This is a genomic window from Roseococcus sp., from assembly GCF_965227005.1.
Lineage (GTDB): Bacteria > Pseudomonadota > Alphaproteobacteria > Acetobacterales > Acetobacteraceae > Roseococcus.
On sequence record NZ_CBDDFJ010000003.1, the window covers coordinates 111,912 to 126,585 of the forward strand.

Annotated in this window: 11 protein-coding genes, 1 tRNA gene and 1 pseudogene; 5 read left to right on the forward strand and 8 right to left on the reverse strand. The window is 70.5% G+C overall.

The window, feature by feature from the left end; all coding sequences use genetic code 11:
- Positions 1–2: 2 nt before the first annotated feature.
- The 3 genes from ACO057_RS00755 to ACO057_RS00765 are packed head-to-tail and all read left to right on the forward strand — an operon-like array spanning position 3 to position 2,757.
- Positions 3–1,061: an ABC transporter ATP-binding protein gene (locus ACO057_RS00755; protein WP_421988439.1), complete on the forward strand. Its 1,059-nt coding sequence runs from the start codon at positions 3–5 to the stop codon at positions 1,059–1,061.
- Positions 1,058–2,053 carry an ABC transporter ATP-binding protein gene (locus ACO057_RS00760; RefSeq protein ID WP_421988440.1) on the forward strand — a complete coding sequence of 332 codons (996 nt, stop codon included), beginning with the start codon at positions 1,058–1,060 and terminating at the stop codon, positions 2,051–2,053. Before ACO057_RS00755 ends, ACO057_RS00760 begins: the two co-directional genes overlap by 4 nt.
- Positions 2,050–2,757, forward strand: a complete 708-nt coding sequence (locus ACO057_RS00765) for an isochorismatase family protein (RefSeq protein WP_421988441.1) — start codon at positions 2,050–2,052, stop codon at positions 2,755–2,757. Before ACO057_RS00760 ends, ACO057_RS00765 begins: the two co-directional genes overlap by 4 nt.
- On the opposite strand, the gene ACO057_RS00770 is transcribed toward ACO057_RS00765, so the two are convergent.
- From ACO057_RS00770 to ACO057_RS00780, 3 genes are read right to left on the reverse strand one after another with little or no spacing between them, the layout of a single operon-like run.
- The gene (locus tag ACO057_RS00770) at positions 2,754–4,595 is read right to left on the reverse strand and encodes a response regulator (RefSeq protein WP_421988442.1); all 1,842 of its coding nucleotides are present in this window, start codon (positions 4,593–4,595) and stop codon (positions 2,754–2,756) included. The genes ACO057_RS00765 and ACO057_RS00770 overlap by 4 nt on opposite strands.
- Positions 4,585–5,436 carry a CheR family methyltransferase gene (locus tag ACO057_RS00775; RefSeq protein WP_421988443.1) on the reverse strand — a complete coding sequence of 284 codons (852 nt, stop codon included), beginning with the start codon at positions 5,434–5,436 and terminating at the stop codon, positions 4,585–4,587. Before ACO057_RS00775 ends, ACO057_RS00770 begins: the two co-directional genes overlap by 11 nt.
- Positions 5,433–8,564 (reverse strand): response regulator, encoded by a 3,132-nt coding sequence (locus ACO057_RS00780; RefSeq protein ID WP_421988444.1) that lies wholly within the window; start codon positions 8,562–8,564, stop codon positions 5,433–5,435. Before ACO057_RS00780 ends, ACO057_RS00775 begins: the two co-directional genes overlap by 4 nt.
- Positions 8,565–8,725: 161 nt before the next feature.
- Here ACO057_RS00780 and selD point away from each other — a divergent pair, with 161 nt between their 5' ends.
- Entirely contained in the window at positions 8,726–9,772 is a 1,047-nt protein-coding gene (gene selD / locus ACO057_RS00785; RefSeq protein ID WP_421988445.1) for a selenide, water dikinase SelD, read from the forward strand.
- Positions 9,773–9,834: 62 nt separating this feature from the next.
- Entirely contained in the window at positions 9,835–10,152 is a 318-nt protein-coding gene (locus ACO057_RS00790; protein WP_421988446.1) for a hypothetical protein, read from the forward strand.
- A gap of 5 nt (positions 10,153–10,157) precedes the next feature.
- Here ACO057_RS00790 and ACO057_RS00795 read toward each other — a convergent pair whose 3' ends face one another.
- From ACO057_RS00795 to selA, 5 genes and pseudogenes are all read right to left on the reverse strand, one after another.
- On the reverse strand, positions 10,158–10,526 hold the full coding sequence (locus ACO057_RS00795) for a hypothetical protein (protein WP_421988447.1): 369 nt from the start codon (positions 10,524–10,526) through the stop codon (positions 10,158–10,160).
- 20 nt (positions 10,527–10,546) lie between these two features.
- Positions 10,547–10,642 (reverse strand) — tRNA-Sec (locus tag ACO057_RS00800).
- An 87-nt stretch (positions 10,643–10,729) separates the two neighbouring features.
- Positions 10,730–12,544, reverse strand: a pseudogene (gene selB, locus ACO057_RS00805) (selenocysteine-specific translation elongation factor); the annotation flags it as partial.
- Positions 12,541–13,317: a tetratricopeptide repeat protein gene (locus ACO057_RS00810; RefSeq protein WP_421988448.1), complete on the reverse strand. Its 777-nt coding sequence runs from the start codon at positions 13,315–13,317 to the stop codon at positions 12,541–12,543. The gene ACO057_RS00810 and the pseudogene selB, both read right to left, overlap by 4 nt.
- Entirely contained in the window at positions 13,304–14,674 is a 1,371-nt protein-coding gene (selA, locus tag ACO057_RS00815; RefSeq protein WP_421988449.1) for an L-seryl-tRNA(Sec) selenium transferase, read from the reverse strand. Before selA ends, ACO057_RS00810 begins: the two co-directional genes overlap by 14 nt.

Here is a 14,674-nt window from a genome sequence, read left to right on the forward strand (position 1 = left end):
CCATGGCCATGACCTCCTTCGCCGTCGAGGACAATGACGCACGAGACCGCGGCGGCCCGCAGCAGCCGCTGCTGACCGTGAACGGGCTCAGGAAGCACTTCGCCATCCGCGGCGGAATCCTGGGCCGCGCCAAGGCCCATGTGCGCGCGGTGGACGGCATCTCCTTCGCGGTGCGCAAGGGCGAGACGCTGGGCATCGTGGGCGAGTCCGGCTGCGGCAAATCCACCGTGGCGCGGCTGCTCATGCGCCTCGTCATCCCCGATGCGGGCGAGCAGATCTTCGACGGCGACCTGGTGGGCGAGACACAAGGCATCAGCGTGGCCGAGATGCGCCGCCAGATGCAGATGGTCTTCCAGGATTCCGCCTCCTCGCTGAACCCGCGCATGCCGGTGCAGAACTCCATCGCCTTCGGGCCCATCGCCTTCGGCACGCCCAAGGCCGAGGCCATCGGCATGGCGCGCGAGCTGTTGGTGAAGGTGGGGCTGAACCCCGCCCTCTTCGGCGGTCGCTATCCGCACGAGCTTTCGGGCGGGCAGAAGCAGCGCATCAACATCGCACGCGCGCTCGCCCTCAAGCCGCGCATGATCATTCTCGACGAGGCGGTCTCCGCGCTGGACAAGAGCGTGGAGGCGCAGGTGCTGAACCTGCTCCAGGCCCTCAAGCGCGACCTCAACCTCACCTATGTCTTCATCAGCCACGACCTCGGCGTCGTGCGCTGGATCAGCGACCGGGTGATGGTGATGTATCTCGGCGAGGTGGTGGAGATCGGCCCGGCCGACGAGCTCTACAACAACCCCAGGCACCCCTATACGCGCGCGCTATTGGCCTCCCGCCCCGCCCTCGACCCCGACAACCGACGCGAGGAGGCGCCGGTCAGCGGCGATCCCCCCAACCCGATCAACCCGCCCTCGGGCTGCCGCTTCCACACGCGCTGCCCGCATGCCGAGGCCCTGTGCAGCGCGAAGGCGCCGCTGCTCGGGCATCAGCACCACGACGACCATGCCGCGGCCTGCCACATGGAAGATCCGGCCTCGGGTCACAGCCAGGCGGTGCGACATTGAGCGAGCTCCCCAAACCCCTCGTCGAGGTCGAGGACCTCTCGGTCAACTTCGTCACGCGCGAGAGCGATGTCCGCGCCGTGAACGGCGTCAGCTTCTCCATGATGCCCGGCGAGGTGATGTGCATGCTGGGCGAAAGCGGCTCGGGCAAGAGCGTCACCATGCGCGCGCTCATGCGCCTGCTGCCGCCCAAGCGCAGCGTCATCACCGGCAGGATTCGCATCGACGGCCAGGACGTGCAGGCCATGGACGACCGCGCGCTGCGGCGGATGCGCGGCGCCACCGTCTCCATGATCTTCCAGGAGCCGATGACCGCCTTCGACCCCGTGGCGCGCGTGGGCGACCAGATCGCCGAGGTCGTCGCGCATCACCGCGGCGTCAGCCGCAAGGCGGCGCGGCAGCGCGCGCTCGATCTCTTCGACCTGGTGCGCATTCCCTCCGCGCAACGGCGGCTCGACGCCTATCCGCACGAGCTTTCGGGCGGGCTGCGGCAGCGCGCGATGATCGCCCTCGCCTTGTCCTGCGAGCCCAAGCTGCTGCTGGCGGACGAGCCGACCACCGCGCTCGACGCCACGGTGCAGATCCAGGTGCTCATCCTGCTGCGCAAGCTCCAGCAGGAGCTGGGCATGTCGGTGATCTTCGTCACCCACGACCTCGGCGTCGCGGCCGAGATCGCTGATCGCGTGGCCGTCATGTATGCCGGCCGCGTGGTGGAGACGGGCCCGGTGCGCGACCTGCTGCGCAACCCGCAGCACCCCTATACGGCCGGGCTTCTGGCCTCGACCGTGCATGACCAGCCGCGCGACCAGGACCTCAAGACCATCGCCGGCGCGCCGCCCGACATGCGCCGCCTGCCGCCCGGCTGCAGCTTCGCGCCGCGCTGCCCGAGGATGGTGGCCGATTGCAATGCAGGCATGCCGCCGCCCGTCAGCCCGGAGCCGGGGCGCATCGTGCGCTGCATCCGCGTCGGCCAGCCCGTGGAGGAATTTGCGTGAAGCAGCATGCCGTCGACATCCCCGAGAGCGTCGTCGCGCGCGTGGTGAAGCGCTGCGGCACGCCGCATCCCTTCGCCGAGCTCGATGCGACGCGCACCGCGCTGCTCGTGGTGGATATGCAGAACGGCTATATGGATGCGGAGGTCGGCCATTCCAGCGTGCCGACCGCGCCCGGCATCGTGCCTGCCATCAACCGGCTCGCCGGCAGCCTTCGCCAGGCGGGCGGCACGGTCTGCTGGATCCAGAACGCCACCACGGAGCAGTCGCGCCTGGAATGGTCCGTGCTGGAGGAGCAGGCGAGCCCCGCCCGCCGGGCCGCGCGCATCCGCTCGGTCTCGCCGGGCACCAAGGGTCATGAATTCTGGCCGACGCTGGACATCCGCGACGGCGACGAGATCGTGCCGAAGTACCGCTATTCCTGCTTCATCCGCGGCGCCTCGGATCTGGAGGGCCGGCTGCGCGCGCGTGGGATCGACACCGTGCTGGTCACGGGCACGCTCACCAATGTCTGCTGCGAGAGCACCGCGCGCGACGCGATGATGCTGAACTTCCGCACCATCATGGTCTCGGACGCGAATGCGGCGATGACGGATGCGGAGCACAACGCCTCGCTCATCGCCTTCTACCTCTTCTTCGGCGACGTGCAGACGAGCGCGGAGATCGAGGCGGCGCTGGCGGCGCCGGCCGGGCGCAGAAGCGCCTAGCTCTGTACCGCCGGCACCAGCCGGCCCGCGACGGCCAGCAGGTCCGTCACGGAGAAGGGCTTGCGCAGGATCGTCACCTCGTCATAGCCGCGCGGCAGGTGCTCGCGCCCATAGCCGCTCACGAAGGCGAAGGGGATGGCGCGCGCCGTCAGCGACGCCGCGACCTCCTGCACCGGCAGGCCGCGCAGATTGCCGTCCAGCAGCGCGCCGTCCAGCGCTACGTTCTCGATGGCCTTCAGGGCCTGCGCGATGGTCCCGGCCGTGCCTACGACCTGCGCGCCGGCCTTCTCCAGCACCGTCACCATCTGGAGCGCGATAATGGGCTCGTCCTCGACGATGAGCAGGCGCAGGCCCTCCAGGCTGGCTGCCGGCAGGTCGGCCGCGCGGATCGGCCTGGGCGCCTCCGCGCGCGGCGCCGAGGGCGCAGCCGCCGCGTTCTCCCAGCCATCGGCGCGCAATGGCAGCGCGATCTCCCAGGTGAGGCCCTCGGCCCCGTAATTGGCCACGGCCGAGCCGCCATCCGCGCCCACGCTCTGCTCGATCAGCTGCGTGCCGAAGCCGGTCCGGACGGGTGCCGTGACCGGCGGGCCGCCGCGCTCCATCCAGCGAAAATTCAGGACGTCCCCCGCGACGTGCCAATCCAGCTCGATCCGCCCGGAATAGGTCGAGAGGGCACCGTACTTGTTCGCGTTGGTGGTGAGCTCGTGCAGGATCAGTCCCAGATGCAGCGCGACCTGCGGCGCGAGGCGGATGTCGCGCCCCGCGATCGTCAACCGGTCGATGTCGATCGTGCCGAGGCGAAGCTGGCCCTCGATCAAGCCCTTCAGCATCGCGCCCTGCCAGGTGGAATCGCTCAGCAGCGAATGCGCGCGTGCCAGCGCCTGGATGCGGCCGGAGAAATCGTCGACGAAATCCTCCGGATGCGTCGCCCGTTGCAGCCCCTGCGCCGCGATCGCCTGGACCGTACCCAGCATGTTCTTCACGCGGTGGTTCAGCTCGCCGATCAGCAGGCGCTGCGTCGCCTCGGCGCGCCGGCGCTCGGTGATGTCGAGGATCTGCACGGAGACCGAGACCAGCGCCCCATCGGGCGCCGTCAGCGCGGAGCAGTACCATTCGGATTCCGCCGGCGTGCCGTCCTTGCGCCGCAGACGGATGTCGCGCACGGCACGCGGCGCGCGGCCCGCCAGCAACTCGTGGCGCAGCGCCTCGAAGCCGGTATCGCCCGCCTCCAGCCAGCCGGCCTCGCCAAGCTGGCGCCCGGTCATGTCGGCCCGCGTCCAGCCGAAGATGCGCTCGGCGCCCAGCGACCAGTCGGTGACCCGGAAGGCGTGATCGAATTCGACCAGTGCGAGCGGCGAGTTGTCGGCATGGGCGCGCTGGCGCGCCAGCGCCTCCTCCAGCTTTTCCGCACCGGAGCGGAGGTCGTCGCGCTGGCGCGCCAGCTCCTGGCGCTGCCGCGCGAGATCGAAGAAGACGCCGGCCTTGCTCGCCAGCATGTAGGAATCGATCGGCTTGAAGAGGAAGTCGACCGCGCCCGTCTCATAGCCCCGGAAATGCCGGCGCTCATCCGTCGCGACGGCGGTGAGGAAGATGATCGGCACGCGTCGCGTGCGGCCCGTACCGCGCATCAGCTCGGCCAGCTCGAAGCCGTCCATCCCGTCCATCTGCACGTCGAGCAGCGCCAGCGCGAAGTCGTGCTTCAGCAGCAGTTCCAGCGCCTCGGGGCCGGATTTCGCGCGGAAGAGCTGCAGGCCGTCGCGGCGCAGCAGCGCTTCCAGCGCGAAGAGGTTTTCCTCCAGGTCATCGACCAGCAGGAACTTGATGTCCTCAAGCGGCACGCAGCGCCTCCTTGCGGCGCCAGATGCGCTCCTCACTGGCGAAATCGGCGAAGGCGGAGGAATGCTGCGAGAAGCGCAGCGTCTCCTGCCCGCCCAGGCCCAGGAACCCTCCATGCACGAGCGAGTTCGCGAACAGGCCAATGGCACGGTCCTGCAGGGCCCGGTCGAAGTAGATCAGCACGTTGCGGCAGGAGATGAGCTGCATCTCCGCAAAGACGGCGTCCGAGACGAGACTGTGCTCGGAGAAGACCGTGCGCGCGCGCAGTGTCCGGTCGAAGACCGCCGCGCCATAACCGGCCGAGTAATACTCCGAGAGCGACGTCCTGCCGCCGGACTTGCGGTGGTTCTCCGTGAAGAGCGCGATGCGGTCGAGGCCGTAGATGCCGGCCTCGGCCTTGCGCAGCGCGCCGGCATTGATGTCGGTCGCGTAGAAGATGGTCCGCTCGTCCAGCCCTTCCTCGCGGAAGAGGATGGCCAGCGAATAGAGCTCCTCGCCGTCGGCGCAACCCGGCACCCAGACCTTCAGCGAGGGATAGGTGCGCAGGTGCGGGATCACCTTCTCGCGCAGATGGCGGAAATAGGCCGGGTCGCGGAACATCTCGCTGACCTGGATGGTCATCAGATCGATCAGCCCGGGCAGGATGGCGGGCTCGTGCAGCAGACGGTCCTGCAGCATGGACAGGCTGGTGCAATCGAAGTGCAGTCGCGCCTCCTCCAGCCGCCGGCGCACGGAGGCGCGCGAATAGCCCCGGAAGTCGTAATGGTAGCGCTGATGGAGCGCCTCCAGCAGAAGATCGACCTCGATCTCCTCCGTCTCCTGGGGCGCGGTCCAGACCCTCATCGCGGCATCCACACGCGCACCAGCGACAGCAGCTTATCCACGTCGAGCGGCTTGGCCAGATAGTCGTTCGCGCCCGCGGCCAGGCACTGCTCCTGGTCCTCCGGCCGCGCTTTGGCGGTGAGGGCGATGATGGGCAGGCTGCGCCATTCGCGGCGGGCACGGATCTCGCGCGTGGCGGTGAGGCCATCCATCTCGGGCATCATCACATCCATCAGCACGATGTCGATCGGCTCGGCATTGCCCTTCTGGGCGCGCTCCAGCGCGGCCAGCGCCTCCAGGCCGTTGCGCGCGATGGTGACCGTCGCGCCATGCGGCTCGAAGATGCTGGTGAGCGCGAAGACGTTGCGCACGTCATCCTCGACGATGAGGATGCTGCGTCCCTCGATCGCCGCATCGCGATTCATCGAGCGCGCCAGCATGCGCTGCTGCTTGTCGGGCATGTCCGCCACGACCTGATGGAGGAAGAGCGTCGCCTCGTCGAGCAGCCGCTCGGGCGACTTGGCGCCCTTGATGATGATGGAGCTGGAGTAGCGCCGCAGCCGCAGCTCCTCCTCCGCGCTGAGATCGCGTCCGGTATAGACGATGACGGGCGGGAAGGCCGTGTCCTCGTCGCCGCGCAGCTGTTCCAGCACATCGAAGCCGGAGGCGTCGGGCAGGCTGAGGTCGAGCACCATGCAGTCGAAGGTCTGCTTGCGCAGCGCCTCCAGCGCGCCGGCCGCGGTGCGCGCGCCGATCGTCTCCACCTCGCTCGAGGTGAGGAGCGACTTCAGGCTCTCCAGCTGATTGACGTTGTCCTCGACGATGAGGATGCGGCGCAGGCGCTCGGCGAAGCGCTTGTCGAACCGCTCCAGCGCCTGGACCAGCTGCTCGCGCTTCACGGGCTTGAGCATGTAGCCCACCGCGCCGAAGGACATGGCCGCCTGGGTGTAGTCGCTCACCGAGACGACATGCACCGGGATGTGGCGCGTGCGCGTGTCGCGCTTCACGCGCTCGAGCACGGAGAGGCCGGTGTGATCGGGCAGGCCGATATCCAGGATGATGGCGTGCGGAAGATATTGCCGCGCGAGCTCCACGCCTTCATCGGCCGTGGCGCCCGCGATGCACTGGAAGCCGAGCTCATGCGCCAGGTCGTAGAGGATGCGCGCGAAGGCCGCATCGTCCTCGACCACCAGGATGACGCGCCTCTGGCCATCCAGCGCGGCACGGTCGTCCTCGATGCCGCGGCTACGGCTCGGCGGCGGCTGAGGCGCCGGCGGGGCGGCCGGCACGCGGAGGGTCCGCTGCGGTTCGTCGATCATCATCGGCGTGGCGCGCAGCCCGCCCGCGTCGCTGGCGGGCACCAGCGCCGCGTCATAGACCTCGGGCAGCGAGAGGGTGAAGGCGCTTCCCTGGCCCATGATGCTCTCCACCTCGATATGCCCGCCCAGCAGCCGCGCCAGTTCGCGCGAGATGGAAAGGCCAAGTCCCGTCCCGCCATACTTGCGGTTGATCGTCCCGTCGGCCTGGCGGAAGGCCTCGAAGATAGCCTGATGCTGCTCGGCCGGAATGCCGATGCCGCTGTCGCGCACCGTGAAGGCGACATGCCCGCCCGGGCGGCGCGCCACGCTGAGGCGCACCTCGCCGCGCGCGGTGAACTTCACCGCGTTGGAGAGGAAATTCTTGAGCACCTGCTCCAGGCGCTGGATATCGGTCTCGATGTCGGACGGGGCGTCGGCCGCGATCTCGGCGCGAAGCTCGATGCCCTTCTCGGCCGCCTGGGCGCGGAAGGTGGCGGCCAGCTTCTCCACCATCGGCGCGACGCGGCCGCGCACGGGCGTCAGCTCCAGCTTCCCGGCCTCGATCTTGGAGATGTCCAGGATGTCGTTGATCAGCAGCAGCAGGTCGTTGCCCGAGGCCTCGATGGTATGGGCGAAGCGGATCTGCTCGGCGTTGAGGTTGCCGTCGCGGTTATTGGCCAGCAGCCGCGCCAGGATGAGCAGCGAGTTCAGCGGCGTGCGCAGCTCGTGCGACATGTTGGCGACGAACTCGGACTTGTAGCGGCTCGCCTGCTCCAGGTCGCGCGTCTGGCCGCGCAGCGCGGACTGCGCGTGGGTGAGGTCGTCCTTCTGGACCTCCAGGACGCGGGCCTGCGCCTCCAGCTGGGCGTTGGTCTGCTCCAATTCGCGCTGCTGCTGCTCCAGCTCGGCCTGTGAGGTCTGGAGCTGGCGGGTCTGAGCTTCCAGCTCCTCGTTAGAGGCGCGCAGCTCCTCGCTCTGGGTCTGCAACTCGTCGGACTGGCGGCGCGTCTCGCCCAGCAGCTCGTGCAGGCGCTCGCGATACTTGGCCGAGCGCAGCGCGACGCCGACCGAGCGCGAGACCTGCGCCAGAAAGGCTTCCGCGTCGGGATGCGTCCGGGTGAAGCCGAGCTCCAGCAGCGCATTCACGTCGTCGTCGAGGTACACCGGGGCGATCAGCAGCTCGCGCGGCCGGCCCTCCCCGAGGCCTGAGCCGAAATAGAGATAGCCCTCCGGCACCTCGCGCAGCAGGAGCGTCCTGCGGTCGCGCAGCGCCTCGGCGAGCAGCCCGCCGCCGCCGGCGCCGACGGCCTGGGGCAGGCGCGAGGCGTCCGGCACGCCGTAGGACGCCTGGAGGCGGAAGCCGTCCTCACGCCGCACGAAGAGCGCGCCCGCCTGCGCGCCCAGCTTCTCGGCCAGGAAGGCGAGGATATTGCGGCAGAGATCCTCGACCCTCTGCTCGCCGCCCATGCGCAGGTTCAGCGCCATATGGCCCGATTGCAGCCAGTCCTGCCGCTTCACCTCAAGCTTGCCGCGGATGAAGAAAAAGCCCGTGACGCCGATGATCCAGGCCGTCACCACGCCGAAGGAGCGGTTGATCATGGCGGTTTGGAGCTGTCCGCCGGGCGGGCTGTAGAGATAGCCGAGCCAGATCAGGACGGTGGTCGCCGCCGCGAGAATGAGGGGAACCGACGGCCGCCAGACCAGATAGGCCAAAGCCGCAGGCACCAAGTAGAGGACCCAGACCGCGATGTTGAGCGGCAGCAGAAGGTCGGCGATGAAAGTCGCCACGGTGGTCATGGCGATCAGAGCGTAGATGGCGAGATCGTTCTTGGACTGGAATGCCGGCTTCATTCTCTGTTCTCTGGCGGTGCCACATGGCTTCCCGCATTAGGAAGCTTACCGAGCCCAGCCATCTTCGTTAGCAGCGCCGGGCAGGAGCGACAATTCCGCGCGTGCTTCGACTGGTGAAGATCCGCGGCGTGGCCACATAATGACGGCCGAAGGAGAATGCCATGGACGTCCCGATGATCCGGCTCACCGAGCTCGCCCATGGCGGCGGCTGCGGCTGCAAGCTCGCCCCTTCCGTGCTCCAGAGCCTGCTGGCCGACCAGCCGATGGCCGGGCCCTTCGCCCAGCTCCTCGTCGGTTCGGAAACGGCCGATGACGCCGCCGTGTGGAAGGTGGACGAGAATCTCACCGTCATGGCGACGACCGATTTCTTCATGCCCATGGTGGACGACCCCGAGGATTTCGGGCGGATCGCCGCGACCAACGCCATCTCCGACATCTATGCGATGGGCGGCAAGCCGATCATGGCGCTGGCCATTCTGGGCATGCCCATCGGCAAGCTCGACCCTTCGGTGGTTCGGCGCATCCTGGCGGGCGGGGCGGCCATCTGCGCCGAGGCGGGCATCCCCGTCGCCGGCGGCCATTCGATCGACTGTCCCGAGCCGGTCTATGGCCTGGCCGTGATCGGGCTCGGTCGGCCCGACCGCGTGCTGCGCAACACGGGCGCCAGGGCCGGCGACGCGCTGATCCTGACCAAGGGCCTGGGCGTGGGCGTCTATTCCGCCGCGATCAAGAAGGGCCTCCTGCCCGAGGGCGCCTATGCCGAGATGATCGCCACCACCACCCTGCTGAACCGCGTGGGCGGCGAGCTGGCGGCCGATCCGGCGGTGCATGGCGTGACCGACGTCACCGGCTTCGGCATCCTCGGCCACGGGCTGGAAATGGCGCGCGGCTCGGGACTGACGCTGACCATCGACCGCGCGGCCCTGCCTTTCCTCCAGCATGCCGAGGCGCTGGCCCAGCAGGGCTTCATCACCGGCGCCTCGCACCGCAACTGGGACAGCTATGGCGAGGGCGTGGAACTGCCGGCGGACTGCCCGGATTGGGAGCGCCTGCTCCTCGCCGACCCGCAGACCTCCGGCGGGCTGCTGATCGCCTGCGCGGCCGAGGCGGCGGATGGGCTGGTGGAGCGGATCCTCGCCGCCGGCTATCCGCTGGCGCGGCGGATCGGGCGGGCCGAGGCGGGACCGGGTCGGATCGTGGTGCGGTAGCGCGATCGAGGCAACCCGCAGGGGGCGGCGGCGGTTCTCTCCGAAAGGACAGGAGACGTCCGATGCGCATCCCCCTCGCCTTGGTCATGGCCCTCGCCTTTGCCGGACCTACATTTGCCCAGCAACGGCCCTCCCAGCCCCCTTCGGGCCAGGGCACCGTCGATGGCTGCGGCCCCTCGACCCAGGCGGCGCCCGTCGATCCCGCTCCGCAGACAACGGGATGGGCGGCGCAGCGGGGCAATGCCTCGACCAGCGGCCCGACCTCCGGCATCCCGGCCCCGGCCGGCGTCTCGCCGCAATCGCCGGAATGGCACGCGCCCATCGCGCGGGGCCTGGACCCCATCGGCGCGCCGATCCGCCCGCCGCGCGGTGACTGCTAGCCGCGTCAGTGCGGCTTCAGCTCTTCCAGTTCGAGGCGTAGCCCTTCGGCGTTGAAGAAGTCGCCGTCGCGGATCAGCCTGCGGTCCTCGTGGAGCTTGCGCGTAAGCGAGGTCAGCCGCGCCCGCGCCTCGCCATCGGCGACCAGCCCCTCCTGACCCGCGCGCCAGAAGACCACGCCGGACCAGTCCACCCCGGCGCCGGCGAAGAGCGCCTTCATCTCCGGCCAGCGCGTCTCGTCGCCCACCACATGCAGCCAGGCCGAGCGCAGGGGCGTCACGCTCGTCTCGCGGATCGCCATCAGCACGAAGAGCATGGTGAAGTCGCCGGCCTCGCGATGGGTCGCGACCAGCCATTCGTCGAAATCGGTTTCCATCACGGGAATCATGCGGCCTCTGGCGGAGGAGAATGGGAGTCGAACCCACCCGGGACAGTCTCGCTGCCCCACCCGGATTTGAAGTCCGGACGCCCCACCGGGGACGCCTCTCCTCCGAAGAGATCGACACGATGCGGATTGATGCGCCGCAGGTCGCCGCGGCGCAAGGTAACACCATGGCGGTCCAGGAAATCCAGGATCTGGATCGCGACCTTGCGGCCGTTGTCCATGCGGTCGCGGAAGGACGCCGCGATGAAGTCGCCGCCCTCGGCAAGGGCGGCGACGTCGATGGCCAGGGCCACCATCTCGACCGTGGTGGCGCGCGCGAAAAAGTGATCGTGCGCGATCTGGTCCACCCGCCCGAGCCGCGCGCAGGCCTTGAGCAGCCGCCGCACCTCCGCTTCCGCGACGCCGAGCAGCCCGGCGAGGTCGCGCACGCGCGGCGGGCGGAAGCGCGCCTCGCCGCCGAGCAGCGGGAGGATACGCGTGAAGAGCTCCTCATCGGCCGGATCGAGGCGGACCTCGTGGCCGGGCAGGCGCAGGAACGCGCCCTCCAGAACCAGCTCGCCGGACTTGGCCTGGCGATCCAAAGCGGCCTTGAAGGCGGGGGCCGGCAGGCGCGGCTGGACCAGCAGGCGCAACCGCTCGCGCCCGATCCCCTGCTGGTCGGGATTTTCCTCGTGATGGCGGGCGAGCTCGCCCAGCAGGTTCGCCCGGAAGGCAGCCCAACCCTCCTGCGACAGCGCGAGGCGCGCGCCCTCCGCCTCGATGACCACGGCCCCCGAAGCCAGTCCCGCCGCGTCGATGGCGTGGTCGCGCGCGAAGGCGTTCAGCTCGACCTGGAAGGGCGCGATCTCCAGCAGGCGGGCGAAGGCGCGCGCCGGATCGCGCTCGGACAGCGCCTCCAGCTGGGCGATGCGCTCGGGCGCGCGGCGCTTGCGCGCGGGCGCGCGCAGATCGAGGAAGCGCCCGCCGCCGATGGTGCGCTGCGCCGAGACGTCGCGCAGGATGAAGCGGTCGCCTACCGCCGCCGCGATGGGCCGGTCGAGCACGAGCTGCACCAGCCCGCCGCCCCCGGGCTCGATCGGGTCGCCCAGTGGGACCAGTCGCGCGCCGACCTCGGTGCTGCCGTGATGCAGCCGCGCGGGAAACCAGGTGCCCAGCGCCCGGGGCTCGCCGGCGAGCGCGCGGAAGCTGGCGTCGATCCGGTCCGTGGGCGCATGCAACGCGGGCGCGAGCACCATGTCGCCGCGCGACACCGCCTCCTTGGAGATGTCGCGCCCGGCGATGTTCAGCGCGCAGCGCTGCCCCGTCAGCCCGCGCTCGGCCGCGCGGTTCTGCGCGTGGATGGAGCGCACCCGCGCCGCCAGTCCCGAGGGGCTGACCACCAGCTGGTCGCCCACGGCGACCGCGCCCGAGAGCACCGTGCCGGTCACCACCGTGCCCGCGCCGGAGAGGGTGAAGCTGCGATCCACGGCGAGGCGGAAGGCGCCCTCCGCGCCGGGTTCGGCCGTCGCGGCCTCGGCATAGGCGAGTGCCGCCTTCAGCGCCTCCATCCCCTGCCCCGTCTGGGTCGAGACGGGCAGCACCGGCGCCTCGGCCAGCGCGGTATCGGCGAGGAGTTCATGCAGCTCGGCCGTCACCTCGGCGATGCGCCCGGCGTCGGCGAGGTCGGCCTTGCTGAGCGCGACGAGGCCGCGGCGGATGCCCAGCAGGTCGAGGATGGCGAGGTGCTCGCGCGTCTGCGGCATCACCCCGTCATCGGCGGCGACGACCAGCAGCGCGAAATCGATACCGCTCGCGCCCGCGAGCATGGTGTGCACGAAGCGCTCGTGGCCGGGGACATCCACGAAGCCGATCACGCGGTCGCCATTGCCCTGCGGCAGATAGGCGAAGCCGAGATCGACGGTGATGCCGCGCGCCTTCTCCTCCTTGAGACGGTCGGTGTCGACGCCGGTCAGCGCCTTCACCAGCGAGGTCTTGCCGTGGTCGATATGGCCCGCCGTGCCGACGATCATTGGAGCGGAAGTCCCGCGCGGCGCTCGGCCTCCTCGAGGCCCGCATCGTCCAGCGAGGCGCGCACGGGCCCCAGGAAGGGCCGCGCCAGCTTGCTGCCGCCCGACTGCGCCCGCAGAAGCCAGGCGAGCGCCGCGACCGGATCGCGTTCCACGCCCGCGCCCATGTGCAGCGCCGCGCCCAGCATCGCCTGGCCGTCCGCATCGCCGAGCTCCGCGCCGCGCCGCCACCATTCGGCGGCGCGCGCCACGTCGCGCGGCACGCCGAGCGCGTGGTGGTAGAGCATGCCCATCCGCGTCATCGAGGGCGCGATGCCGGCCTCGGCGGCGAGCTCCGCCCAACGACGCGCCTCCTCGGGGTCGGCGGGCATGACTTCGCCCTCCAGCAGCATCCAGCTGAACATGTCCTGGGCGAGCGCGTCGCCCTGCTCGGCGGCGGCACGGTAGAGGGTCGCGGCACGGGCGGGATCGGCCTCCACGCCCTCGCCGCCGCGCAGATAGAGCGTGGCGAGGTTGCGCTGGCCGGGCGCGTAGCCGGCCTCGGCCGCGAGGTTGAGCCATTTCTCCGCGATGCGCGGATTGGCCGGCACGCCGAGGCCCTCGGCGAAGCAGCCGCCGATATTGGACTGCGCGCGCGCATTCCCGGCGCGGGCGAGCGGCTCCCACAGCTCCAGCGCCGCCGCGTAGTCGCCGGCGCGGAAGACGGCCATGGCCTCTTCCATCGGATCGGGCGGTAGCGAGGCCGGCGCGCCGCGCAGGCGATCAAGCCAGGCCATGGAGCGATTCCACGAAGCCCGCCTCGTCGGAGAGGCAGCGCAGGTCCAGCACCAGCGCGCCGTCCTGCACGCGGCCGATGACGGGGCGCGAGAGCGCGCGCAAGGCGCCGGCCAGCGCCTCCAGATCGCGCCCGCGCAGGGCGACGAGGCGCAGGCCGTGGCTGGCCAGGGTGTCGAGCGGCAGAGCGCCGGAACCGATCTGGCTGCGGCAGGCGCAGGTCTCGACGGCGATGCCCGCCGGCATCAGCGGGGCCACCAGCGGCGCCAGGCGCTGCGCCTGCGCGCCGATCTCCGCGGCGGTGCGCGCCAGCATCCGCAGCGTGGGCAGGCGCTCGGCGAGACGGTCGGGATCGCGATAGAGCCGGAGCGTCGCCTCCAGGGCGGCAAGGCGCAGCTTGTCCACGCGCAGCGCGCGCTTCATCGGATTGCGGTTGATGGCGGCGATGAGGTCGCGGCGGCCGACGATGAAGCCGGCCTGCGGTCCGCCCAGCAGCTTGTCGCCCGAGAAGGTGACGAGATCCGCGCCCTCGGCCACCGCCTCGCGCACGGTGGGCTCGCGGGCCAGGCCCCAGCGCGAGAGATCGACCAGCGTGCCCGAGCCGAGGTCGTTCAGCAGCGGCACGCGCGCCTCGCGCGCGATGGCGGCGAGCGCCGCGCCACCCACCTCCGCCGTGAAGCCCTCGATGCGGTAATTGGAGGTGTGGACCTTGAGGACGAGGCCCGTCTCGGCCGTGATCGCGCCCTTGTAGTCCTTGGGATGGGTGCGGTTGGTGGTGCCGATCTCGACCAGCGTGACACCCGCCCGCGCCATGATGTCGGGCATGCGGAAGGCGCCGCCGATCTCGATCAGCTCGCCGCGCGAGACGATGGCCTCCCGCCCAGCGCCCAGCGTGTTCAACGCGATGAGCACGGCGGCGGCGTTGTTGTTGACGACCGTCGCATCCTCCGCGCCGGTCAGCTCGCACAGCAGGCCGCGCAGATGGTCGTCGCGCTCGCCGCGCTTGCCGCTGTCGAGCTCGAATTCCAGCGCCACGGCGTCGCGCATGGCGGCGGTGGCGGCCTCGATCGCGGCCTCGGCCAGGACAGCGCGGCCGAGATTGGTGTGCAGCACCGTGCCCGTCAGGTTGAAGAGCGGGCGCAGGTTGGAACGCGCCCGCGCCGCGAGCCGCTCGGTGACGGTGGCGGCCACCGCCTCGGCCGTCGGCAGGCGCGGCTCGTCGGCACTCCGCGCCTCGGCCAGCACCGCGCGGATCGCGGCCGTCACCTCGGCGCGACCGTGGCGCGCGAGGGCGGTCTCGGACACGGCGAGCACCCGGTCCACCGAAGGCAGTCCCCGCAGATCCGGCCTGTCCGCCAT